Origin of the sequence: Micromonospora sp. NPDC005172 (assembly GCF_040608555.1) — a bacterium.
In the GTDB taxonomy this organism is placed as follows: domain Bacteria; phylum Actinomycetota; class Actinomycetes; order Mycobacteriales; family Micromonosporaceae; genus Micromonospora.
Map to the genome: position 1 here is coordinate 34,883 of NZ_JBEXIL010000001.1, position 22,064 is coordinate 56,946.

A 22,064-nucleotide genomic window follows, 5' to 3' on the forward strand; every position below is an offset into this window, starting at 1 on the left:
GACGTCGGCGGCTCACTCGACGACCGGCGCCTGCACGAGACGGACGTTGCGGCGGCGGTCGATGTACTGGGCGCGGCCGACCGGCAGCACGCGCGGCCGCACCGTGCCGAGGAAGCTGCCCTCCTCGCGTGGACAGGAGAACAGCATGGCCGAGGTGCCCAGCTCCCAGGCCCGCCGGACCACCTGGTCCATCATGGCCCGGGACGCGCCGGCGGTCCGCCGGGCCACGATCAGGTGCAGGCCGATGTCCGCGCCGTGCGGCAGCAGGGGCAGCAGGTGTTGCAGGGGCTTCTCGGCCTCGGCCAGCTCGTAGTCGTCCACCAGGATGAAGATCCGTCCGCCCGTCCACCAGTCCCGGGACGGCAGACGGCTCGGGATGATGTCCGGGCCGGGTACCCGCTCCTTGAGCAACCCGACCGCCTCCTGCAGGGCCGAGGCGAGCGAGCCCGCGCTGACCGAGTAGCCGATCTGGTGCTCCTGCGGAACCGCGTCGTACAGCTCGCGGCCGAAGTCGCCGAAGATGATCCGAGCCTCGTCGGCGGGGTGGTGCGCGACGATCGAGCGGGCCAGATGGCGTAGCAGTGTGGTCTTGCCGGTCTCGGCGTCACCGAAGATCAGCAGGTGCGGGCTGGCGTCGAAGTCGTGCCAGAGCGGTTCCAGTTTGACGTCGTCGAGCCCCAGGGCGACCTGGACGTCCGCGCTCGGGCGGGCGGCGGTGGGTGCGGGCAGCGCGGTGTCCGGCAGTCTGCTGGGCAGGAGTCGGACCTCCGGCGCGCGCGGGAGTGATCCGGCGGCCACCGCGTCGACCAGGTCGGCGACCGCGTCGGTCAGGTCCTCGGTGCCGCTGTCTCCGTCCACGCGGGGCAGCGCGCCGAGGAAGTGCAGGCGCTCCGGCACGATGCCCCGCCCGGGAATGGACGGTACGGTGGCGGCGAACTTGCTGTTGATCTCCGAGTCGATCGGGTCGCCGAGCCGTAGCTCGAACCGGGTGCCGAGAGCGTCCCGCAGCCAGGGCCGCATCTCCGCCCAGCGGCGGGCGGCGACGACGAGGTGGACGCCGAACCCCAGACCGCGCGCGGCGATGTCGGTGAGGCGGGGTTCCAACTCCTCGAAGTCCTGTCGGACGGAGAACCAGCCGTCGATGACGAGGAACACGTCGCCGTACGGGTCCTGGTCACGCAGGGAACCGGTGGCGCGGATCCGGCGGTAGCTCGCCATCGAGTCGACGTTGTATCGGCTGAACAGGTTCTCCCGCAGGACCAGCAGGTTGGACAGCTCCAGCACGGTGCGGGTGACCCGGTCGCGGTCCAACCGGTTCGCCACCGAGCCGACGTGCGGCAGGCCGCCGAGTGAGGCGAGGCTGCCGCCGCCGAAGTCGAGGCAGTAGACCTGCACGTCCTGCGGAGCGTGGGTGAGCGCGAGCGCGCAGATCAGCGTCCGCAGCAGGGTGCTCTTGCCGCTCTGCGGCCCGCCCACCACACCGATGTTGCCGCGTCCGCCGGACAGGTCGGCGAGGAGGAGTTCGCGGCGTTGCTGCGCGGGCAGGTCGAGCAGCCCGATCGGGACGGTGAGAGGTTGGTAGCCGCCGATCGGGCACAGCCCCCGTTCCGGGTCGTCCGTGAGCGGTGGCAGCAGCCGGTCCAGGCTGGCGGGCTCCCGCAGCGGTGGCAGCCACACCTGGTGCGCGGCGGGCCCGCGCCCCTGCAGGCGTTGCAGCAGCACCTCGGCGAGCATGGGCGGCTTCTCGCCGTCGGAGTCGTCGAGGCTCTGTGGCGGCGCCGCGATTGGCTCGACGTGCTCCACGCCGAAGGTGACCACACCGGTCCGCGTCGCACCCCGCTGGGTACGCCCGTTCCGCCGGTACGGGCCGGACGAGTAGGCGGCCTTGAACCGGGTCAGGGTCTGGATGTCCGAACGCAGGAACCCGTTGCCCGGGACGTTGGGCAGCTCGTACGCGTCCGGGACGCCGAGCACGCTGCGACTCTCCATGGCGGAGAAGGTCCGCAGACCGATCCGGTACGACAGGTGTGACTCGATCTGGTGGATGCGCCCCTCGTCGAGCCGTTGGCTGGCCAGCAGCAGGTGCACGCCGAGTGAACGCCCGAGCCGGCCGATCATCGCGAAGACCTCGATGAACTGCGGCTTGCCGGTGAGCAGTTCGCTGAACTCGTCGACCACGATCAGCAGGGCCGGCATCGGTTCCAGCGGCGCGCCCTCGCCGCGCGCCCGTTCGTAGTCCCGCCGGGAGGCGTAGTTCCCGGTGGCCCGCAGGTGCTCCTGCCGCCGGACCAGCTCACCGGTGAGCGCGTCGCGCATCCGGTCGACCAGTTCGAGCTCGTCGGCCAGATTGGTGATCACCGCGGCGGTGTGGGGAAGTCGGTCGAAGCCGAGGAACGCGGCACCGCCCTTGAAGTCGACAAGGACGAGGTTGAGTTCGGCCGACGTGTGTCGGGTGGCGAGGGCGAGCACGAGCGTACGCAGCAGTTCGCTCTTGCCCGAGCCGGTGGCGCCGATGAGGACGCCGTGCGGGCCCATACCGTTCTCGGCGGACTCCTTGAGGTCCAACTCGATCGGGGCCCCCGTGGTGGAGATGCCGATCGGCACGCGCAGCCGTTGCGCGGCCGGGCGGTTGGCCCGGTACGCGTCCGGGTCGAAGGTGTGCAGGTCGGCGATGCCGAGCAGACCGGCCAGGTCGTAGTCGGTGGCCAGTGGTTCCTCGGCGTCGACGGCCTGGCCGATGCGCAGGCGGGAGATCCGGCGGGCGAGGGCGTCGACAGACGGCAGGCCGATGGTGTCGGGGCGGCACAGGCGGTTGCGCGACGGCTTGCCGAGGTGGTCGAACGTGACGAGATGCAGGTCGTCGGCTGTCACCTCGGCGAACAGGGTCTGCGGGCGGGACTGCCAGTCGAACGCCCCGGCGGTGTCCACGACGACCGCGTTGCGGTAGCCCTCCACAGCCAGCCGGTGCTCGCCGTGGATCACCGGGCCGTCGAGCACGACCACGACGAACGGTTCGGAGGCCGTGATCGGGGTGTCCGGCTCGAAGGCCGGACGGTCGGTGACCCCGAGCCCGGCGAGCACTGCGTCGAGCCCCGCCAGGTCGGCGACCACCAGGCGACCGGCACCGGCGCCGTCGGGGTCCTCGTCGTTCTGCGCGTGTGGCAGCCACTTCAGCCAGTCCCAGTCCCGCTCCCGGCCGGGCGCGGCGAGGCAGGCGACGACCAGGTCACCGGGCGCGTGCGCGACGGCGAGTTGGGCCAGCACGGCACGGGTGAGGCCGTGGACGGCCGCCGTGTCGCCGGTGAGCTGGAGGCGGGCGAATCCCCGGAGGTAGACGGCGACCGGCGCGTCGCGCAGGGTGGAGTAGGCGCGGATGAAGCGGCGCAGCGCGTGCGCGGCCATCGGTTCCAGCTCCTCGACGGGTTTGCTCTGCGGCGCGGTCAGGGTGGTCGTCGATCGGCGCGCTCCGATGCCGACCCGGACCTCGCCGAAGTCCTCGTGCGCGGTGCGGCGCTCCCACAGCCGGCGGCTCAACGCGTGTGACCAGAGCGCCCGTGGATCGGGGTGCTGCCAGCGTGCGGCGCTGTACTGGTCGACCAGGCTGGTGCGGGCGCTGCGCCGGATCTGGGTGAGGTAGCGCTGGTAGTCGCGGCGGTCACCGTGCATGCGTTCCTTGTGCTCGCTGGCCGCCCGGAAGAACGGCACCACGACGCCGGCCAGCACCGACACGGCCATCAGACCCATGCCGATGTACGCGAGCACGCCCGCGTCACGACGCACGAAGACGAGCATCATCGCCATCGAGGCGAGGCCCATCGGGATGTAGAGCCAGATCTGTCCCATGCCGCCCGCTGCCGGTTCCGGCACCGGCGGAGGGGGCTGAAGCTCGATCTCCCCGGGTGGCGCGACCGGGCCGGCGACGCGCGGACGGCGGACGAAGGGAACGGTGCCCACGTGCACTCCTGTCGTTCGTGGAGGTTTTCCCCCTACCTGCGACCGGCCGTGCGGCTGCGGGAGCGGAGTCCCGCTGTCGCCGCTAGCGTGACGGCCCTGATCTGGCGAGATCTGGTCGGCGTGGCAGCGGGCGGCAGGAGGGAACCGGGTCCGAACGATGGATGAGCTGATTCAGCATCGCACGGTAGCGCCGGTAAGGCTACGTTTTGTCCTGAAAGGACACGTTGTAGACCTGGCGATGCCGATCGACACACCACTGATCGACGTGCTGCCCGTCGTGCTTGCCGAACTCGACCCGCAGGCGGGGGACCACGGCACCAGCCACGACGGCTGGACCCTGCAACGGATCGGCGATCCGCCGCTGGACGAGGAGCGCACCCCGGCCGCCCTCGACCTGCTCGACGGCGACACGGTCCACCTGCTGCCACGTGCCGGAGCGCTACCCCCGATCGGCTACGACGACCTCATCGACGGGCTCGCCGACCAGGTCGGGCAGCACCGCGACACGTGGACGCCGGCCCGGCTGCGGGCACTGCTGTTGTCGTTCGGCGTCCTCGCCGTCCTGACCGGGCTGCCGGTGCTGGCACTGGGCGGGCCGTCGGCGTACCAGGCGCTCACCGCTGCGGTGGCGGCGATCGTGCTCATCGGCGCGGCGGGCCTGGTGAGCAGGGCCGCTGCCGATCCGGTGGCCGGCACCCTCCTGGCCGGCTGTGCCGCCGCGTACGCCGCCGAGGCCGGCTGGGCCGCGGCACGGTGGGCCGCGCCGGACGCCCCGTGGACGGTCACCGTCGCCGCCGTCTGCCTCTGCGCGCTGGCGGCGGTCTGCGCCGGTCTCGCCGCGGTCGCGGACGGCGCGGTGGTCTTCAGCGGCGCGATCACCGCGCTGCTGCTGACCGGTGTGCCGGCGGTGGTCGCCGCCGCTGGTGGGTTCGACACCCAACGGACCGCCGGGACAGCCCTGGTCACCACGCTGGCGGTGATGATGGTGCTGCCGCTGCTGGCGTTCCGCCTCGGCGGGCTGACGCTGCCGATGATGCCGCGCCGGCCGGAGCAGCTCTCCGACGACATCGACCCGGTGCCGTACAGGCTGGTGGTGGAGCGCGGCAACGCGGTCGTCGGCCACCAGTCCGCGCTGTTGCTCGGTGTCGGTGCGGCGCAGCTCGCGCTGGCCGTGTTCCTGGTGCTGCCCGGCGGTGCCTGGCCACGCACGCTGGCCCTGATCACGGCCGCCCTGCTCCTCCTGCGCGCCCGGCACCTGACCACCACCGTCCAACGCTGGACGGTGGTGGTCCCGGCGACGGTCCTCATCCTCCTGGTGCTCTTCGGCTTCAGCGGCGAGCAGCCGTTCTACCTGCGCGTCGCGGCGCTGCCGGTGCTCGCAGCGGCCGGACTGGCCTTCCTCGCCGCGAGCACTGCCCTGCCGGGGCGGAGGCTGCGCCCCTACTGGGCGCGGGCCGCCGACATCCTGGAGCTGGTCGTCGCGCTCGCCGTCCTGCCGGTGCTCGGCGCCGTGCTCGGCGTGTACTCCGCGATCCGGGCCTGGGCGGGCTGACGTGCGATCGCGCAGGGACCAGGTCCAGGCCTACCTCTTCGAGGCGGGCCGGTTGATCGGCGCGCTCATGAAGGGCCGCCCGGAGGGCGACGACCCGCCACACCGACGCTTCACCATCGGAGCCGCCGTGGGACTGCTGCTCAGCGTCCTGATCGCCGCGGGCTTCGGCATCTACGGGCTGCTGCGACCCGGTGGCAGCGACAAGTGGCGGCAGCCCGGCTCGATCATCCTGGTCAAGGAGACCGGAGCGCGGTACCTGCTGCTCGGCGGTGAACTGCGGCCGGTGCTCAACTACACGTCCGCGGTGCTGATCATGAACAGCACCGCACCGGTGCGGTCGGTCTCGCGCAACTCGCTGACCGGGGTACCCGTCGGCGCGCCGGTGGGCATCCCGGACGCGCCCGACGCGGTGCCCACCGGCAAGCAGCTCTACCGGGGCGCGTGGACCGTGTGCGCCCGACGCCCCCTGGACCGCACCAAGGCCGAACGCACCACCCTGGTGCTCGACGACGTCGAGGGCCGCGATCCGGGCGCGCTGTTGGTGTCCACACCGGACAACGCCCTGCACCTGGTGTGGCAGGGCCGCCGCTACCGCCTCGGCGGCGATCAGGTGCGGTTCGCACTGGGATACGGCGGCGCGCCCCCGGTCCGGGTTACCGCCGCGTGGCTCAACCCGCTCGACTCCGGGCGGGACCTGGTCGTGCCGGCGGTCGCCGGGCGGGGACGGCCGGGGCCGCCGATCGCCGGTGGCCCCTCGGTGGTCGGGCAGATCTTCGAGGTGGCGAACCCGGCGCTCGCCACGCGCGAGCTCTATCTCGCGCGCGCCGACGGGCTCGCGCCGATCAGCCGTACGATCGGCGCGCTGCTGCTCGGCGATCCCGCGACCCGCCGGTCGTACCCCGGCTCGACGCCACGGCCGATCCCGATCGACGCGGACGCGCTGCACGGGACGCCCGTGCTCGACGGCGGCGAGTACATCACCGGATTCCCCGCCGAACCGCCGTCCACGGTCAACGACCTGCGGGGGGCGGTCGCCTGCGTGCGACACACGATCACCAGTGGCAGCGTACGGTCCGAGGCGCTCGCCGTTCCCGACACCGCGCTGGAGCGGGCCGTCAGCGCGTCCACGGAAGCGGACGCGGCCGGTCTGGCCGACGAGGTGGTGATGAGCACCGGCAGCGGGATGCTGTTGCGCGATCGGCCCTCCCCCGCGGCGGTGCCCACGGGTGTCTACCTGGTGTCGGAGTTCGGGGTGAAGTTCCCGCTGCCCGACGACCAGACCGTCGACGCGCTCGGCTACTCCGGTGTGTCCCCCGTGGACGTGCCACGCGAGTTCCTGGCAATGCTGCCGACCGGGCCCGTGCTCGGCCGCGACGCCGCGCTCGTCGGGCGCACCTGGGGCCGGTGAGCGCGCTCGGGTACGCCGCCGCCCCCGAGCAGCTCGTCGACCTCGGCCGGCGCGAACGTCGTCCGCGCCCACTGCTGCGGAGTGAGCCCGGCAACGAGACCGGACAGCAGCGTCCGGACGCCGGGCGGCGGCGGTTGACCCGGGAGACCGACCAGGATGGTGAGCCGTGTGCCGTCGGTCGGGCGCTGCCGGACGTCGTCGCGGTCGTCCCCGCCGGAGGGCGAGCGCACCCACAGGCCCCACGCCGTGGGCTCCACGACCCACCCGTCGCCGAGTCGGAAGGCGTCGCCGTCGGGGGGCAACCCGGCGACCACCGGCCCACTCGCGATCGGGACCGGCGGCCGGCCCGGAGCACACCGCAGCCGCGACGCCGGCGGGACCCACCAGCTGAGGCCGTCCGGGTCCACCGCCGCCGACACCAGACCCCGCTCGTGCACGGTGGGCAGGCCGGTCGCCACCTCCACCGGGCGTCCCCACCGCCCGGCGAGCTCGGTCGCGAGATCCACGACCAGCGACAGGGGTACGCCGTACGGCGTCAACAGCAGCGAGGGGTCGAGCGCGTCGAGGACGGTGCGGACGGCGCGCGGGTCCGGCGGTGCGAGCCCGGGTCGGCCGACCACCACCACGGGCCGGTCGCCGTCCGCCGGGATGGCGTACACCGGGTCGTCGTACGAGGCCGGCGCCGCTTGCCGGGTCTGCCGGTGCAGCCAGAGACCGGCCGGGATCGAGCGTGCGCGGAGGGGACCCGAGGTGTGCCGGGCGACCGTGTCGACCTCTCGTTCCCAGTTCGGGCGCGGATGGCGCAGGACGGTGCGGGTTGGTGGGCCTGGCTCGCCGAACCGCCGCCAGCCGTGCGGCGCGTACAGGGTGCCGCCGGGCACCAGCAGCACCGGCCCGTCCGGCGCGTACACATCGGTCTGTAGCAGCCGGGAGAGAGCGGCGGCGGGTGAGGCGTCGGACTCCGGTGTGGTGCCCGGCCCGAGGGTGGTGCCGGCGCCGGAGAGCCCCAGACGCACGGCCGTGCCCGGCCGGATCAGCGTCGGAAGCGTCTCGGTGACGGCCTGCCAGTCCTGGTGCCCGGCCACCTCGCCCACCACGGTCAGCACGCCGGGCTCCGCGGGCAGTTGGGCGGCCGCCACGGCGATGGCCCCGTCCGGGTCCGGTCCGACGACGGCGAGTCCGTCGGTCAGCCAGCGCAGGGAGCCGGAGAGATGTCGACGCGGGCCGGCGGAGGGGACTGCGGGCGGTGACATCAGGGGCGGGCCGCCGACAGGCTCGGCCATCGGGACTGGTCGGGCGTCATGCCGGCGGCGACGGTGGACGGGCGTGGCGCACGCCGCCGGGGGTGGGCATTAGCCGATGGTAGGCGTTGGTTGTTTCCGGTGGGCAACTATCGACTGAGAGTTTGTTGAACCTTTAACCGGGTGCGGTCGGCGCGTCGGTGTCCCGACGTACCGTGGCCGCCACGACGAGCGCGCCGTCGGGGGCCGTCACGCTGAACCTGTCCACCCGGTCCATCGGCACCGGACACGCGGTGGTGAAATCCTGTGCCTGCTCCGTACCGGTCACCGCGGCCATGTCATAGCTGTTGCCGTCCACGTCGGTTACGTAGAAGCGGTAGCTGCGATTCGGCTCCAGACCGGACACGGTGGCCCGTACGGCGGCGTCACCGCCGCCCGCCGACACCGTCACCGACAGGACGGCACCGGTGGCACTGCCTCCGGAGTCGGCCACCAGTGCCGTCGGCGCGGACGCCGGCGGCCCGAACAGGGCGGCCTGGCCGAGCACCCCGCCGACCGCCAGGAGGACCACCAGGACCAGCCCACCCGCGACCATGACGGGCCTGCGACGCAGGGGGCGCCGCGAGCGCGATCCGGGCCCGGTCGTGCCGGGCGCCCGGGGTGTCGGCCGCCGGTCCGCCTCGATCCGTGCCGGCGGACCGGACGCCGTCGCCGTGCGCGCGGCCACGTGGGAGGTCGTCACGCCGCCCGGCACGCCGAACTCGGCGATCAACTCCTGCCGATCCGCGTCGCCGAGGAGCGTCAGGGCCAGCACGGCGTCGCCGAGGACCCGGCTCTCGTCCAGGCAATCGGCGCAGCGGGCCAGGTGTTCCTCCACCGCCCACCGCTCGCTGTCCGAGATCTGGCCGACGACGTAGAGCGCGACCTTGTCGCGCACCTCCGGTTCGTCACATCCGTTGTCGCCCACTGGGCATCAAGTCCTCATGATCCTGGTCGCCCGCTCCGCACGTTCCGCTGCACCTGGAGAACGAGTGTGGCCAGATGGAGGTTCAGTCGTGGATCGACTCATCGGCCACCACCCGGGGTCGACGGCACCTGATCCGTGTCACGGACCGGCTCGGCGCTGCCCGAGGGATCGTCGCTCTCGCCGGCGGTACGACGTGCCGAGCGACGCAGCCGGACGACCAGCAGGGCGCCGGCCACCAGCGCGGCCAGCATGACCAGCAGGATGGCGACCTGCGTGACCGTGCTGGCACCCCCGGCCCCGCCGGCCGTGCCGGTCGACTCCGGCGGCAACGACTCGGTCTCGTCCGGCAGGTCCTCGACGACCGCGGCCTCGGGGTCGATCATGCCGTGGCCGTACGGACTTCCAGCCGGAGATCCGCCCATCTCCTCCGCGGTCACCACGACGCGGCGGGCGACCTGGACCGCCGACAGGCGCGGATGGGCGGCCCGGACCAGCGCCGCCTCACCGGCGACCAGTGCCACCGCGTACCGCGTGCCGCTACCGACGAACCCGTTGGTGCCGGTGATGCCGATGCTGGAGATGTTGACGCCCGGGGCGACGACGTCGACGGTGTCGGTGGCGTACTCCTCGGCCGCCTTGCCGTCGGCGCTCACCCCACCAACCGAGAGCAGGTACTCCGGCAGCAGGGCCGCAGCGCCGGCGTTCTCGGCGCCGGCCGGAGCGCTCGCGACGACCACGATGTCCCGCGAGAGCGCCTGGTCGATCGCCTGTCGTACCTTCTCGTCGGTGACCAGGACATGGTCGCCGAGGGCGATCACGGTGGCGCCGGCGGAGGCGGCGACCTCGATGGCAGCGGCCTGGTCGGCCGGACCCACCGGCTTGCCGTCGGTGGCGATCCGGACCGGTAGCACGACCGCCTCCGGCGCGACGCCGGCGAAACCGCCACCGGCCGGGGCCGCCGCCGCGATCAGACCTGCCATCGCGGTGCCGGTGCCCAGGCAGTCGGCATCACCGCGCCCGCCGCCGGTGACCAGGTCCGCTCCCTGGGCGACCCGGCCGGCCAACTGGGGCAGGCGACCGTCCACACCGGAGTCCACGACCGCCACCAACTGGCCGGCGCCCTTCGTGCGGGGCCAGACACGGCTCGCCGCCAACCTGGTGGAGGCCCAGTTGGACGGGTCGCTGGCGACAGCGGCGGCCACACACCTGCCTCCCGGACGCGACGTCGGCGCCGGCCCGGCCGCGCCCGGGCCCACCGGTGGGCTTCCCGGACCGCCGGGGGCGGACGACGACGCCGGAGCGGGAGACGCCGCCGGTGGACGGGTCGGCAGGACGCCGTACTGGACACCGGGCCCGACGGCGTCCCAGGGCAGCACGATGTACCACCCGGCGGTCAGCCGGTTCGGGTCGGTCAGCGCGGCGCCGTCCGGCTGCTGGCGGCCGCTGTTGAGGTTGAACAACTCCTGCGCGCGCTCGGCGTCGCCCAGGTAGCGCTGGGCGATGTCGGTCAGGGTCGTCGCCTTGTTCGCGCCGCCCGCCGTGACCGTGGCATAGAGGACGTACTCGTCGGCCGCCGCCGCGGAGCCCGGTGCCAGCACGGCGAGCAGCGCGGCCACCAGCGCGGCCGTCGCCCACCGGCGGATCGATCGGACCGTCACCGGAACCCCCTAGAGCGCGAAGTCACGTTTCACCAGTTCCTCGTGCAGCGCCCGCAGCGCGTAGAAGGTCCGGGACTTGACCGTCCCCTCGGGAACGGACAGGTTACGGGCCGCCTCGGCGACCGAACTCTCCCGGAAGTAGATCTCGATCAGGGTCCCGCGCAGCCGCTCCGGCAGCGATGCCACCGCCTCCCGCACGGTCCGCGCGTTGAGCAACCGCTCGAAGTCGTCGTCGGCCACCTGACGTTCCGCCACGCGTTCGTCGAGGACCTCGGTCGACCTGCCCTGCACCGACCGCATGTGGTCGATGGCGATACGCCGGGCCACGGTCAGCAGCCAGCCCCGGCTCCACTGGCCGTCGGCCGTCCGCGCCTGCGGATGGTTCCAGGCGCGGACCAGTGTCTCCTGGAGGATGTCCTCCGCCAGGGCACGGTTGCCCATCGTCATGCGCGACAGGTAGTTGAGCAGGATCGGACCATGGGTCCGATACGCGACCCGTAACGCCTCGTCATCCGCCGGAGGCTGTGACAACTCACCGGACGCCGCCTGCGCGGTGGCCTGATCCACGGAAACCATAACGATGCCGCCGAATGCCGGGTTCACGGACGAGGGGACCCTACCGACTCCTTTGGTGTCCACTGGGGATCGGGACCTGTGCAAACACCGTTCAAACCCGCGATGTGGCGTACGTCACACCGCCCGTCGCAGGTCCTCGACGACGTTCGCCGCAGCCACGACCTGACCGCCCACCTCCCACACGCTGAGGTAGGCGAGATCGTCGACCGGTACCTTCGCCACGCCCGACCAGTCGGCGGGTCCGGCGTCACCGGGCAGCTCGCCGAGCAGTTCCAGGTCACCGTGCACCGTGCCGGCGTACACCTGGTAGGTGGTGCCCGGGGCGAGCCCGGCGACGGTCAGCTCGACGCGAACACTGTCCCCACCACCGCGCAGCACGGCGCGCAGGTCGACCTGCGCCGTGTCGCCGGAGGCGGCGGTCGCCACGATCGGGGCCCGCCCGTCGGCCGGGGGCCAGGGAGCCAGGACCGCACCGGCGGTCAGGGTCACGGTGAGCAGGACCAGCGAGACGGGGAAACGGGCCGACCTGCGGCGCGGCCGCCGGTGCGAGTGCGGGCCCCGGGAGAGGGGGCCGGTGGCGGGGCGGGGCGGCAGGTAACCATCCGGGCGGGACGGGAGCGCGGCGACGGGCGCGTACGGCAGGGCCGACCAATACGACACGGGCACGGGGTACTGCGACACGGGCACGGGGTCCTGCGGCGCGGGCACGCGGTGCGTCGGGCGGGAGGACTCGATCGGCCGTGGCACCAGGCGCTCGGACGCGCCGGGGCGGGACCTCGGAGGCTGGTGCGGATCGAACCACGGTGTTGTCACCGCGACGCGCGCGGGATGACCGGCCGGTCCGAGAGCCGGCCTCGACGGACTCCCGGGCGGAAGCGCCGGACGCTCCGCCACAGGGGTCCACGGAGGTGGCGTGCCGGGGGCACCGAAGATTTGGGCCGGAGGGCGGGGTCGCGGCCGCGCCACGGCGGGAGGCGCGAGCAGGTCGTACGGAGAGTCGTCCGCAGCGTCGTCCGGAGCGGAACGCAGCACTTCGAGCATGCCGACGACCCGGGCGATGTCGTCCCGCTCGGACCGGCACGACGGACACTCCGTCAGGTGGCGCGCCACCTCCGAGCGTTCGGCGTCGTCGACCCGACCGATGGTGAGAAGACCGACCTGCGCACGCATGATGGCGTCCTCGCAGTACATCTCACGCACCCCGTCCCGCCACGTCGCCGGCGTCCCAACCGGCGTCGCCGCCGACGGACCAGCCCGCCTCCAGGGCGCCGCCGATGAGGCTGAGGATGCCGGTACGCCCCAGCAGACCGTCCACCGCTATCGCGCACTCGTGCGCCGGGGGCAACGCGACCAGGCCGGACGCCGGGGCTGCCGCCGTGGCGGGCTCCACGAGCTGCCGCAGCATGGCCAACCGGTTGACGAGATCCGCCGCCAGCTCACCGATGGCGGAGCCGGGGTCCACCTCGTACGGTGTGTCGGTCATTGGTTCTCCCCCGCGACCATCTCGAGGTCGCGACGCCCGGGCGCGGCGGGCGGGCGCAACTCGGCGGGCGGACGCAGCTCGGCGGGCGGACGCAGCTCGGCGACGAGGTCGTTCAGCGCGTCGTCGAGCATCCGAGCGTAGATGTCGAACCCGACGAGCAGTGCCTGGAACCGTAGGGGGGACATGCGCAGCCGCTCGGGGTCGAGCCGACCAAGATGGACACGCAGCCGATCGACCTGTTCACCGATTTCCAGGACGGCGGCACGGCATCGGTCAGCGACGTTGCCCTCGCCCAACGAATACGGTGTAATTCCGCTCATAATGCCTCCACACTCAGGAGTTCACCATGGGAACGAAGTGCGTGGCTCCGCTGTTCACGATCCGCGCCACGGATCGCGGCAAAGTGTTCGCGGTCCTGGCCGCGGTGGTGATCGGGCTGCTCCTGACCTGGGGGCCGACCCGGGAGGCACACGCGGCGCCGGCACCCACGGCCACGGCCGACAAGTTCTACGTGGTCGGCGATCCGGTCGACGGCCGGCGTGAGTTCCTCTTCGCGATCGCCGCACAGACCCTCGGGGACGGCAAGCGCTACCGCGAGATCTTCGAGCTCAACCGGGGGCGGGCGCAGCCGGACGGTCGCGTGATGGACGACCCGACGGTCCTCGAACCTGGCTGGATCCTGCTGCTGCCGGCCGACGCGCGCGGCCCCGGTGTCCGGACCGGACCGCTGCCGTCCGTCGCGCCGGCGTCCACCCCGCCGTCCCCCGCGGCCCCGGACTCGTCCGCCGACGCCGGGCCGCGTACCGACGAGGGCGGGATGTCCCCCATCCTGCTGGTCACCCTGACCGCCCTGCTGCTGGCGGCCCTGGCCGTACCGCTGCTGGTCCTGCGCACCCGCGGCGCACCGACGTCGGCCGGCCCGTCCCGCCGGGCCATCGGTGGACGCCGCGACCGCACCGCGCGCACGAGCACCGACACCCCCGCCGCCGTCGGCGTCGTCTCCGTGCCCCGCGCGTCCACCATGGAGTCGGCCGCCGCGCCGCCGGTCACCACCCGCCCCTCGGCCGCGCCCGTGGCCTCCACCGCACCGCCGCCCGACCAGGACGCACGGCCACCCGCCGCGACCCGGCCCGCGCCCGCGCCCGTCGACGGTCCCGGTGCACCGCTCGTCCCGAGGATGTCCGACCCGACCTCCTGTGCTGTTCCGACATCCGCCACACCGCCGGCCTCCACGACCGAACCCCGTCGGCCACCACTGTCCGCCGCACCGGCCGCCGAGCCATCGACCGCAGAGCCATCGACCGCAAAGCCATCGGCCGCCCCGCCGCAGACCATCGAGCCGTCTCCTGCGGAGTCGCGCGCGGCCGAGCCGCGTGCCACCGTGCCAGGCGACGCCGAGCCACCGGCGGAGAAGCCGGAAGCCCCCGAGCCACGGACGGCCGAGCCGGTGCCCACCGAGCCACTGCCCGCCCAGCCACAGCTCACCGAGCCGATGCCCGCAGAGCCACTGCCCGCAGAGCCACTGCCTGTCGCGGCGGAGCGGCCCGGGCCGCAGCGGATCGGGCCGCCGGAGCCGACGTCGGCGCCGTCACCGACCGCCACGGCGCGGCTCGTCGCGCCGCGACCGCTCAGCCCGGCCCCGACCGTCGCACCGCAACCGGTCACACCACTCACGCCCACCACGTCGCCGACGCGCGTGTCCCCCCCGATCGCCGCGGCCCGCCCGACGCCAGTGCCCGAGCCCCGGCAGCCGGCGGACGACGCCCCGCTCGTCCCGGTCGGACCGTCCGCCCCGCCCGACGAACCCCCGCCGATCGGCGTCGGTCAGGCCGCGGACCCGCAGACGCCCGCGCCGGTGGTCGAGGGACTGCGACGTGCCATCGTGCTGCCCGCCGGTGACCTGCAACGGGTGGCCGGCATCGGATCGCTCGCGGCGACCATGCCCGGCTGGTTCCCACCCCTGGTCGCCGACCTGGACACCGGCACGGCCACCACGACCGTCCGGCTGGTCGGCGCACGGCCGGCACGCTGGGGCTCGGCCTACGGATGGCTCGAGGACGGCTGGAACCCACCGCCGTCGAGCATCCCCGTCGTGCTCGGCGAACGCGACGGACGCCGCCTCTGGGTCGACCTGGCGGCCGCCCCGGACGTCCTCACCCTCGGCGGCGATCCGGACGCGAGCCGGCGGCTGGGCGCACGGCTGCTCACCCAGCTCGCGCCGGCCGTCGACGTCGTGGTGATCGGTGACGCGCTCGGCGCGGAGCCACTGCCGGAGCGGGCCCGCCGCCTCACGTCCCTGGACGAGCTGGCGCGACTGGACCCGGCACCGCTGCGTGTGGTGTTCTGCCCGGCGACGTCCGTGGAAGCTCTGTGGCGGGAGCGCCGCTCGCTGACGCCCGTCGGGCACCGTACCGTCCCGGTGGTGATCGGTGCGGCCCCGGCGGCCCGATGGTCCGTGCGCGCGATGGCTGAAGGGCTGGCGACATGATGCGACAGGCCCCGCAACCGGTGGCGGACGCGGTGACGCGGGACCCGGACGATCGCCCGTCGCCCGTTCCCGGCCTCGCCGATCTGGCGCTGGTCCGCTGCGACGAGGGCGGGCTGGCCACGCCGCAGGATCCGGTGACCGCGCTGGGCGTCGACGCCCTGGCCGATCTCGCCCGCGAGGCCGGCGCCGGGGAACGGGACCTGCGGGTGCTGATGGACGACGGCGCTCGGCAGGCGGCGTTGTTCGGCCGGCTCGCGGACGCCCTGGGCAGTGATGTGCTGGTGACCCCGACCGGGGCGACGGTCCAGCCGGTGGCCGCGGCCGGGGGCCGGACAGAGGCGGTACCGGTGAACCGTGCCAGCGGCGAGGTGGTCGACTGGGTGCTGGTGCAGCCGGCGTCGATGCGTACGTCGTTGCCGGGCTGGTACGACCTGGCGGGTGGCCTCGTCCTGCAACGCGGCGGGCTCGTCACCCTGCCCCTGCCGAACGGTCTGGAGTTCGCCGACCGGGAGAGCTACGTCGTACGACGGGCGGCGGCGGCCCGGCTGGGGGCGGCGCACCCCGATCTGGCGACGGTTGCCCTCGCCACCCGTGGCGGCGGATTCGTGCTGTCCACCTATCGGGGACGCAGCGGGGTGCACGGGGCCGACGAGGTGGCCGCCGCACTGTCGTCGATCCCCCTGCACGGTGGTGACCTGCGGCTGTGGCTGCGCTGGCCGGCGGACGAGGCGGAGCAGCGCCTGCTCGACGCCCAGGTGCAGGCCTTGGCCGAGGCGACCGGCGCGACAGTGTGGACCCCTCCGGTCGGCGCCGAGGCGGTGTTGCTCAAGGGCTGCCGCGACCTGGCCGCGCGGGACCGGTCCGGACAGGCGGTGCCCTGGCGGCCGGCCCGTCCCCCGTACGCCACGGGTGGGCCGGTGTTCGACACCGACCTGGACGGGCGGCTCACGCCGGCGCGCGGCGTCACGACGGCCTCGGCCGGCGCGGTGGCGTTGATGAGCACGTCGCGACAGCGCGAGGCGGCGACACGCGACCGGTACCGGGGGTTGAACGCCGAGCCGGGCATGACGCTCGTCGACCTGACGATCCTGGAGGACGGCCGGCTGGGGCTGCGCCACGGGGACGGCGGCGTCCTGGCCACCGGCACCGCCCAACTGCGCCGGCTGTTGGAGATGGCCGGCTGGGACGGCGGCGATCTGACGGTGCTCACCCCGGTCCCCCCGGAGCGGGCGGACGGTCTGCACGAGCACCTGCGGGTGCTGGAGGAGGAACTGGGCGTCCAGGTGTGGTCGCTCGCGCCCGGCGCTGTGGTGTCCGTACAGGAGGGACTGCCGCGGGCCGTCGACGACCAGCGGCTGCCCGCGCGCTGGCAGCGCGCGGCCTCCACCGGCCCGGACCCGGACGACAGCCGGTGGCGCAACGACGACGGCTGGCTGGTCTCCCTGCGTCGGCAGGTCCCGAAGCTGTCGCCCGCCCGCGGCGGCGTGGCGGAGCCGGCCGCGACGGCTCCGGCGACCGCCGGTCCGCTGCCGTCGCCGAGCCCACGGCCGTCGCTGACAGTGTCCGCCCGGGGCCGGCGGCCGCACGGCGTCCGCTGGCTGCCGGAACGACCGGAGGTCAACGCGACGCCGGTACGTCTGTGGCTGTCGTCGCCGTGGCCGGCACAGCGCGTCGCGGTCGAGGGGGTGCCGTCGGCGAACCTCCATCTCGTCGGCCATCTTGCCGGCGACGGGCTGGCCCGGTCGGGTCCGCACCAGCATCTGCTGGCGCTGCGGGTCGAGGCGGGTGGAGCGGTGCACCTGGGCGGGGCCGGAGTCGACCTGCCCGCCGACCTGCGCCACCAGGCGAGCGACGGGACGTTCCTGCTGCCGGCGGGCTGGTTGGACCTGGCTCGCCTCGAACAGGGCTTCCGGGTGGACGAGGCCGGGCAGCCGCGCGATCCGGTCGAGCTGCCGGCCAATCCGCTGACGCTGCGCTGCACCGGTGCCCGGCACGGTGCCGACGGCCTGCCGAACGAGGTGGTCTTCGCGCCGCGCGGTGGGCGGATGTGGGCGGTGGTGCCGGACCGGCCCGACCCCAGCGGTACGAACGACGACCTCCTGGTGCTGCTGGCGCGGCGTCCCGGAGTCCGGGCCGGGCACCGGCTGGTCCGGTTACGGGTCGCGCCGAACCGGGCGGTGGACGTGCTGGCCAGCGCCGCCGTGTTGGCGGGTCTGACCTCGGTGCGGTCACGACTGCCGGAGCTGGTGGCGGACGGGGTGACGATGCTGCTGCCCAGCCGGTACTACGAGCGGACGACTGTGGACCAGGTGCTGCACGCGGAGAACGACCGCTGGCGTCCCCGGGCCAAGGGCATCGAGCTGCCGCTGTCCAGCCTCATCGCCCCGGAACGGCGCTGACCGCGTCGGGCTGCCCGGGGAACGTCCCGGCCAGCACGGCGGTGGCCAGCTCGACGCGGGAGCGGTAGCCCGTCCGCGCGAACAGGCGGCTCAGCCGGCCCTCGACGCTCTTCTCGCTGCTCTGCGTCGCCGCGGCCAACTCCCGGTTGGACAGTCCCTCGGCCACGAGGACGGCGAGCAGCAGGTCGCCCTCGGCGACGGTCTCGGCGCGACCGGCGACCGGGGCGCCCCGGTGCCGGGCGAACTGCCGCAGGCGGGACCGGTGGAGCAGCGCCCCGAGTGCGCCGAGGACGTCGTACGCCTCGGCGAGCAGGCCCGGGTCGGCGCCCGCCCAACGCACCGCGCGTTCCAGGGTGCGGGCCAGCTCGTACGGTCGTTCCTGTCGCCGCGTCCACTCCACCGCCTCGGCCGCCGCGTCGGCGTCCCCGTCGACGATCAGGCGGACGACGGCCGCCGGGTACGCGGGCAGCGGCACCGCTCGCGCCGCGCGTGCGGTGGCGTGGTCGCCGTGATCGGTCGCCAGTTCGGCGGCGAGCACCCACAGCTCGCCGCCGGACGACAGCTCCAGGGCGTCCCGTACCGCCCCTGCGGCCGCCGCCGGGTCACCGAGAGCCCGGTGCAGGTCGGCGCGTACCGGTGCCAGCAGGTGCGGTGGCTGGTCGGCGGCGGCGTCCAGCAGGGCTCGGGCCCGCGCCGGCCGGCCCTGGGCGAGCAGCACCTCGGCGGCCACCCGGGCGACCGGTACGCCTGTTCCGGGCTGCCCGGCCGCCTCGGCGAGCACCGCCCCGTCGAGGGCTGCGGCCCAGCGACCAGCGCGGAAGTCCAGGAGGCAGCGGTCGGCCAGGGACGGTCGGACGGTTCGGCCACCGGCGTGCACGCGGACGAGAGCCCGCTCGGGGTCGACCGACGTGCCGGCTTCGACGAGAAGATCGGGCAGGTCGTACGCGTTCGTGTCGCGCCCGAGCGCCGCGGATGCGACCTGGGCGGTGCGGTGTCGCTCGTACGGACCGAGGTCGGCCGCGAGGGCCAGCGCCAGGGCCGGCGGGGTGACCGTCCAACCGCCCGGCCGAGCCCGGGTGACCCCCTCGGTACGCGCCACGGCGAGCTGCCGGTCCACCTCGACCGGGGTCAGTCCGAGGGCCTGTCCGATGAGGGCGGGCGCCGCCGGGCCGAACGGTTGCAGCACGGCGAGGGCACGCGCCACCGCTCGCGTCGAACGGTCGAGCCGACGTACCGGCCGCAGCAGTTGGTGACCGCGCGGGATGACCGGGACCGCTGCCGGGTCGCGGAGGCCGACGCGGCCGTCGGCCACGACGAGCTGCCCGCCGTCGCGGTACCCGGTGACGACCGCGTCGATCGCGGCGGGCACGCCGGCGCCGTAGCGGCGCAGCGCGGCGGCCAGGTCCTCGTGCGGGGTGGCGCGGAGCAGCCGGGCGGCGAGCGCGTCGGCCTCGGCCGCGCGTCGTGGGCGCAGCGGCACGATGCGGGCGCGCAGGCCGGGGCGCGGGCGCGGAACGGCCAGGCCGCCACCGGTACAGAGGGCCGCCACGCACCGCACGGGCGGGCCTGCGGGGTCGTCCAGCACGTCACCGATCGCCTCCGCCGACTCCGTGTCGGCCCACTGGGCGTCGTCGAGGACGAGGAGCAGGCCGGGCCGTCGGCGCAGGACGCCGGCGAGGGCGGTCGCCGGTGGCTCGGCCGCGCGGCCGGACGGACGGGCCGGGCTGAGCGCGGCGAGGATGCGTCCGGCCAGGTACCACGGCTCGTCGCGGTCCTGCGGTGCCAGGCGCAGCGCCAGCACCGGCGCGCCGTTCCGCGCGGCGGCGTCGGCGGCCGCCCGCACCGCATGGGTACGACCGACGCCGGGCGGCCCGGTGACCACGGTGAGCGCCGGCCCGCCGAGCAGGTCAACGCCCGTCACGCGTCACCGGCGAAGTCGGCGGCGGTGAGCAGGCGCATGTCGGCGTCGGTGAGCCGGTCGGACGCGGCGAGACGGGACGCCTGCCGGTCGGCCATCCGTTCGAAGACCTTGCGGGCGGTGCGGCCGTTGCCGAACGTTCCGGTCCTGGGGATCGTCTCGAAGTGTGTCAGGAGCAGCTCGGCCGCCTCGGTGTCCAGGTGGTAGTCGTGCCGGCGGCACTGCTCCTCGACGATCGTCACCAGCTCGGCGGCGCTGTAGCTGAGGAACTCGATGGTCCGGCTGAACCGCGATTCGAGGCCCGGGTTGGTGTCGAGGAAGCGCTGCATCTCGGCGGAGTAGCCGGCGGCGATCACCACGATGTCCTCGCGGTGGTCCTCCATCAGCTTGACCAGCGTGTCGATCGCCTCCCGACCGAAGTCGGGGCCGGTGCCGCCCCGCCCGGTGCTGAGCGTGTACGCCTCGTCGATGAACAGGACGCCGCCCAGCGCACGGTTGAACGCCTCGGTGGTCTTGATCGCGGTGCCGCCGATGATCTGGGCGACGAGGTCGGCGCGGGCCACCTCGACGAGGTGACCGGAGCGCAGGACACGGAGGTCGGCCAGGATCGCGCCGTAGAGCCGCGCGACGGTGGTCTTGCCGGTGCCGGGTGGCCCCGCGAAGACGAGATGCCGGGCCATCGGCGGGGCGCTGAGTCCGGCCTCCCTGCGACGTTGCGACATCTTGTTGAGGTTGACCAGCGAGGACACCTCGTGCTTGACGCTCTGCAGGCCGACCAGGTCGTGCAGTTCGGCCAGCGGGTCGCCGGCGCGGCGGATCTCGGCGCGGTCCGCCGGGGCCGTCTCGGCGTACGCGTTGGCGGTGGCGGCAGCGGTCGTGCCGTACGCGTCCGGCGCGCCGTTGCGGGCGCTGCTGAACCCGTCCACCGTCACGTCGCCCGGCACCAGTTGGCGCAGCCCGGAGCCGCGGTTGTCGTGCGCGGCGCAGCCGGTCAGGCGCAGCGGCTCGGTGGTGGCGACGGTGACCCCGTTGCCCGCGTTGCCGTGGAACTCCGACTCCGCCAGGACGCCGGACGCGTCGGCGGCCACCGCACACCCGTCGGCCCGGCCGTCGTGCACGCGGCACCGGGTCAGGGACAGCTCGGCACCGGCGGCGGCCTCCACCCCGGGGCCGCCGGACCCCGCGATGTCGGCGTCGGTGCAGGTGAGCGTGGCCCCGGCCACCCGCAGACCGGCAGCCGTGGCGCCACGGAGGCTGAGTCCGCTGACGGTGGTACGTGCCCCACCCTCGACGGCCAGACCGTGGCCGCCCGGTCGGTCCACGCTGACGTTCTCCAGGGTGCCGCGCGCGGCGCCGGTGACCACGATGGCCGTACCGGGGCAGCCGGACACCTGGAGGCGGCGGAAGAAAGGGTCCGCGCCGCCGTCGATGCGTACCGCCGAGTCGCCGCCGCCGTCGATCTCCAGATCCCCGAACTCGGGTGTGGAGCGTTCGTCCACGCTGACCGCCGTGGCGCCCGCCCCGACGACCGCGCACCGCTCGACGACACCCGCGGCCTGTCCGACGAAGCGGAGGCCGTGCCGACCGGGGGAACGCACCGCCAGTCGCGTCAGCCGTGGGGCGCACCGGCCGCTGACGAACACGCCGTCGTGACCGTTGCCGGTGATGACACTGTCCTCGATGGACACCGCGCCGGTGGTGGCCAGGTACGCGCCGATGCCGTCGCCGCCGGTGACGGTCAGCCGCCGGATCACCGCTGCGGCCTGCTGCTCCACGGCGAGGGCCGGTTTACCGGCGGCGATGATCTCGCAGTCCTCCAGGTCGAGGGACGCGCGCCCGTTGAGGCACACCCCGTTGCCGCCCGCGCCCTGCACGGTGCTGGCCCGCATGCGCAGCACACCGCTCTCACCGACGACCACGCCGGAGGTGCCCAGTTGGACGAGCCGGCAGTCGTCGAGGACCGTGCCGGTCGCGGCGGTGACCACCACCCCGGCGCCGGTCTGGTTGGTGACGCGGCTGCCGCGCATGGTGAGCGAGGCTCGGCCGAGGACGAAGACGGTCGCCCAGGACCCCGCGGACAGCTCGCACTCGGTGACCCCGAGCTGGCCGGCCTCGAAGGCGACGGCGGGGCTGTCCGCGTCGAGCGCCTCGATCGTCAGCGCGTTGAGTGCCGCCGACTCGGCGGTCAACACGACGGCGGGGCCGCTGGCAGCGGTGATCTTGACGGTGCCCGGCCCTTCCTCGGCGGTCACCGTGACCACCTTGTCCAGCACCAGGTTCTCCGGGTAGTGGCCCGGCGCCACCATGATGAGCGCACCCGGCTCGGCCTTCTGCAACGCCTCGCGGATGCTGCGGCTGGCCCCGCCGGCGGTCCGGGAGACGAGGATCCTCTTGCTTCTCACGCCGGGTGGTACCTCCGC

Annotated in this window: 14 protein-coding genes; 4 read left to right on the top strand and 10 right to left on the bottom strand. The window is 74.2% G+C overall.

Features of this window, described 5'->3' with window-relative positions; translation table 11 throughout:
- Positions 1 to 12: 12 nt before the first annotated feature.
- Complete coding sequence (gene eccCa / locus ABZV06_RS00160; RefSeq protein WP_355617292.1) at positions 13 to 3,954, bottom strand: type VII secretion protein EccCa; 3,942 nt, start codon at positions 3,952 to 3,954, stop codon at positions 13 to 15.
- 157 nt (positions 3,955 to 4,111) lie between these two features.
- Between eccCa and eccD the strand changes: the two genes are divergently transcribed.
- Together eccD and eccB are read left to right on the top strand one after the other, a co-directional pair.
- The gene (eccD, locus tag ABZV06_RS00165; protein ID WP_355617295.1) at positions 4,112 to 5,506 is read left to right on the top strand and encodes a type VII secretion integral membrane protein EccD; all 1,395 of its coding nucleotides are present in this window, start codon (positions 4,112 to 4,114) and stop codon (positions 5,504 to 5,506) included.
- 1 nt (position 5,507) lies between these two features.
- Complete coding sequence (eccB, locus tag ABZV06_RS00170) at positions 5,508 to 6,914, top strand: type VII secretion protein EccB (RefSeq protein ID WP_355243731.1); 1,407 nt, start codon at positions 5,508 to 5,510, stop codon at positions 6,912 to 6,914.
- Here eccB and ABZV06_RS00175 read toward each other — a convergent pair.
- The 7 genes from ABZV06_RS00175 to ABZV06_RS00205 all read right to left on the bottom strand — a co-directional run bounded on the left by ABZV06_RS00175 (position 6,803) and on the right by ABZV06_RS00205 (position 13,135).
- Entirely contained in the window at positions 6,803 to 8,197 is a 1,395-nt protein-coding gene (locus ABZV06_RS00175) for a hypothetical protein (RefSeq protein WP_355617298.1), read from the bottom strand. The two genes, eccB and ABZV06_RS00175, sit on opposite strands and share 112 nt — an antisense overlap.
- A gap of 133 nt (positions 8,198 to 8,330) precedes the next feature.
- Positions 8,331 to 9,122, bottom strand: a complete 792-nt coding sequence (locus ABZV06_RS00180; protein WP_355243736.1) for a zf-HC2 domain-containing protein — start codon at positions 9,120 to 9,122, stop codon at positions 8,331 to 8,333.
- 98 nt (positions 9,123 to 9,220) lie between these two features.
- Complete coding sequence (locus ABZV06_RS00185; protein WP_355617301.1) at positions 9,221 to 10,780, bottom strand: S8 family serine peptidase; 1,560 nt, start codon at positions 10,778 to 10,780, stop codon at positions 9,221 to 9,223.
- Between the two features lie 9 nt (positions 10,781 to 10,789).
- Entirely contained in the window at positions 10,790 to 11,347 is a 558-nt protein-coding gene (locus tag ABZV06_RS00190; RefSeq protein WP_355243742.1) for a sigma-70 family RNA polymerase sigma factor, read from the bottom strand.
- A 123-nt stretch (positions 11,348 to 11,470) separates the two neighbouring features.
- Positions 11,471 to 12,016 carry a hypothetical protein gene (locus ABZV06_RS00195; RefSeq protein ID WP_355617304.1) on the bottom strand — a complete coding sequence of 182 codons (546 nt, stop codon included), beginning with the start codon at positions 12,014 to 12,016 and terminating at the stop codon, positions 11,471 to 11,473.
- A gap of 532 nt (positions 12,017 to 12,548) precedes the next feature.
- The gene (locus ABZV06_RS00200) at positions 12,549 to 12,839 is read right to left on the bottom strand and encodes a hypothetical protein (RefSeq protein ID WP_355243748.1); all 291 of its coding nucleotides are present in this window, start codon (positions 12,837 to 12,839) and stop codon (positions 12,549 to 12,551) included.
- A complete protein-coding gene (locus ABZV06_RS00205; protein WP_355617307.1) occupies positions 12,836 to 13,135 on the bottom strand; it encodes a hypothetical protein in 300 nt (99 codons plus the stop codon). Before ABZV06_RS00205 ends, ABZV06_RS00200 begins: the two co-directional genes overlap by 4 nt.
- 50 nt (positions 13,136 to 13,185) lie before the next feature.
- On the opposite strand from ABZV06_RS00205, the gene ABZV06_RS00210 reads away from it, so the two are divergent.
- Both ABZV06_RS00210 and ABZV06_RS00215 read left to right on the top strand, forming a co-directional pair.
- Positions 13,186 to 15,327 carry a hypothetical protein gene (locus ABZV06_RS00210; protein WP_355617310.1) on the top strand — a complete coding sequence of 714 codons (2,142 nt, stop codon included), beginning with the start codon at positions 13,186 to 13,188 and terminating at the stop codon, positions 15,325 to 15,327.
- Entirely contained in the window at positions 15,324 to 17,726 is a 2,403-nt protein-coding gene (locus ABZV06_RS00215; protein WP_355617313.1) for a hypothetical protein, read from the top strand. Before ABZV06_RS00210 ends, ABZV06_RS00215 begins: the two co-directional genes overlap by 4 nt.
- On the opposite strand, the gene ABZV06_RS00220 is transcribed toward ABZV06_RS00215, so the two are convergent.
- Both ABZV06_RS00220 and ABZV06_RS00225 read right to left on the bottom strand, forming a co-directional pair.
- Positions 17,704 to 19,647 (bottom strand): AAA family ATPase, encoded by a 1,944-nt coding sequence (locus ABZV06_RS00220; RefSeq protein ID WP_355617316.1) that lies wholly within the window; start codon positions 19,645 to 19,647, stop codon positions 17,704 to 17,706. The two genes, ABZV06_RS00215 and ABZV06_RS00220, sit on opposite strands and share 23 nt — an antisense overlap.
- Positions 19,644 to 22,046, bottom strand: a complete 2,403-nt coding sequence (locus ABZV06_RS00225) for a right-handed parallel beta-helix repeat-containing protein (protein WP_355617319.1) — start codon at positions 22,044 to 22,046, stop codon at positions 19,644 to 19,646. Before ABZV06_RS00225 ends, ABZV06_RS00220 begins: the two co-directional genes overlap by 4 nt.
- Positions 22,047 to 22,064: the final 18 nt, after the last annotated feature.

Coding starts and splice junctions, on each gene's coding strand:
- eccD (WP_355617295.1), top strand. CDS start 4,112: ATGGATGAGCTGATTCAGCATCGCACGGTAGCGCCGGTAAGGCTACGT.
- ABZV06_RS00175 (WP_355617298.1), bottom strand. CDS start 8,197: ATGGCCGAGCCTGTCGGCGGCCCGCCCCTGATGTCACCGCCCGCAGTC.
- ABZV06_RS00200 (WP_355243748.1), bottom strand. CDS start 12,839: ATGACCGACACACCGTACGAGGTGGACCCCGGCTCCGCCATCGGTGAG.
- ABZV06_RS00210 (WP_355617310.1), top strand. CDS start 13,186: ATGGGAACGAAGTGCGTGGCTCCGCTGTTCACGATCCGCGCCACGGAT.
- ABZV06_RS00215 (WP_355617313.1), top strand. CDS start 15,324: ATGATGCGACAGGCCCCGCAACCGGTGGCGGACGCGGTGACGCGGGAC.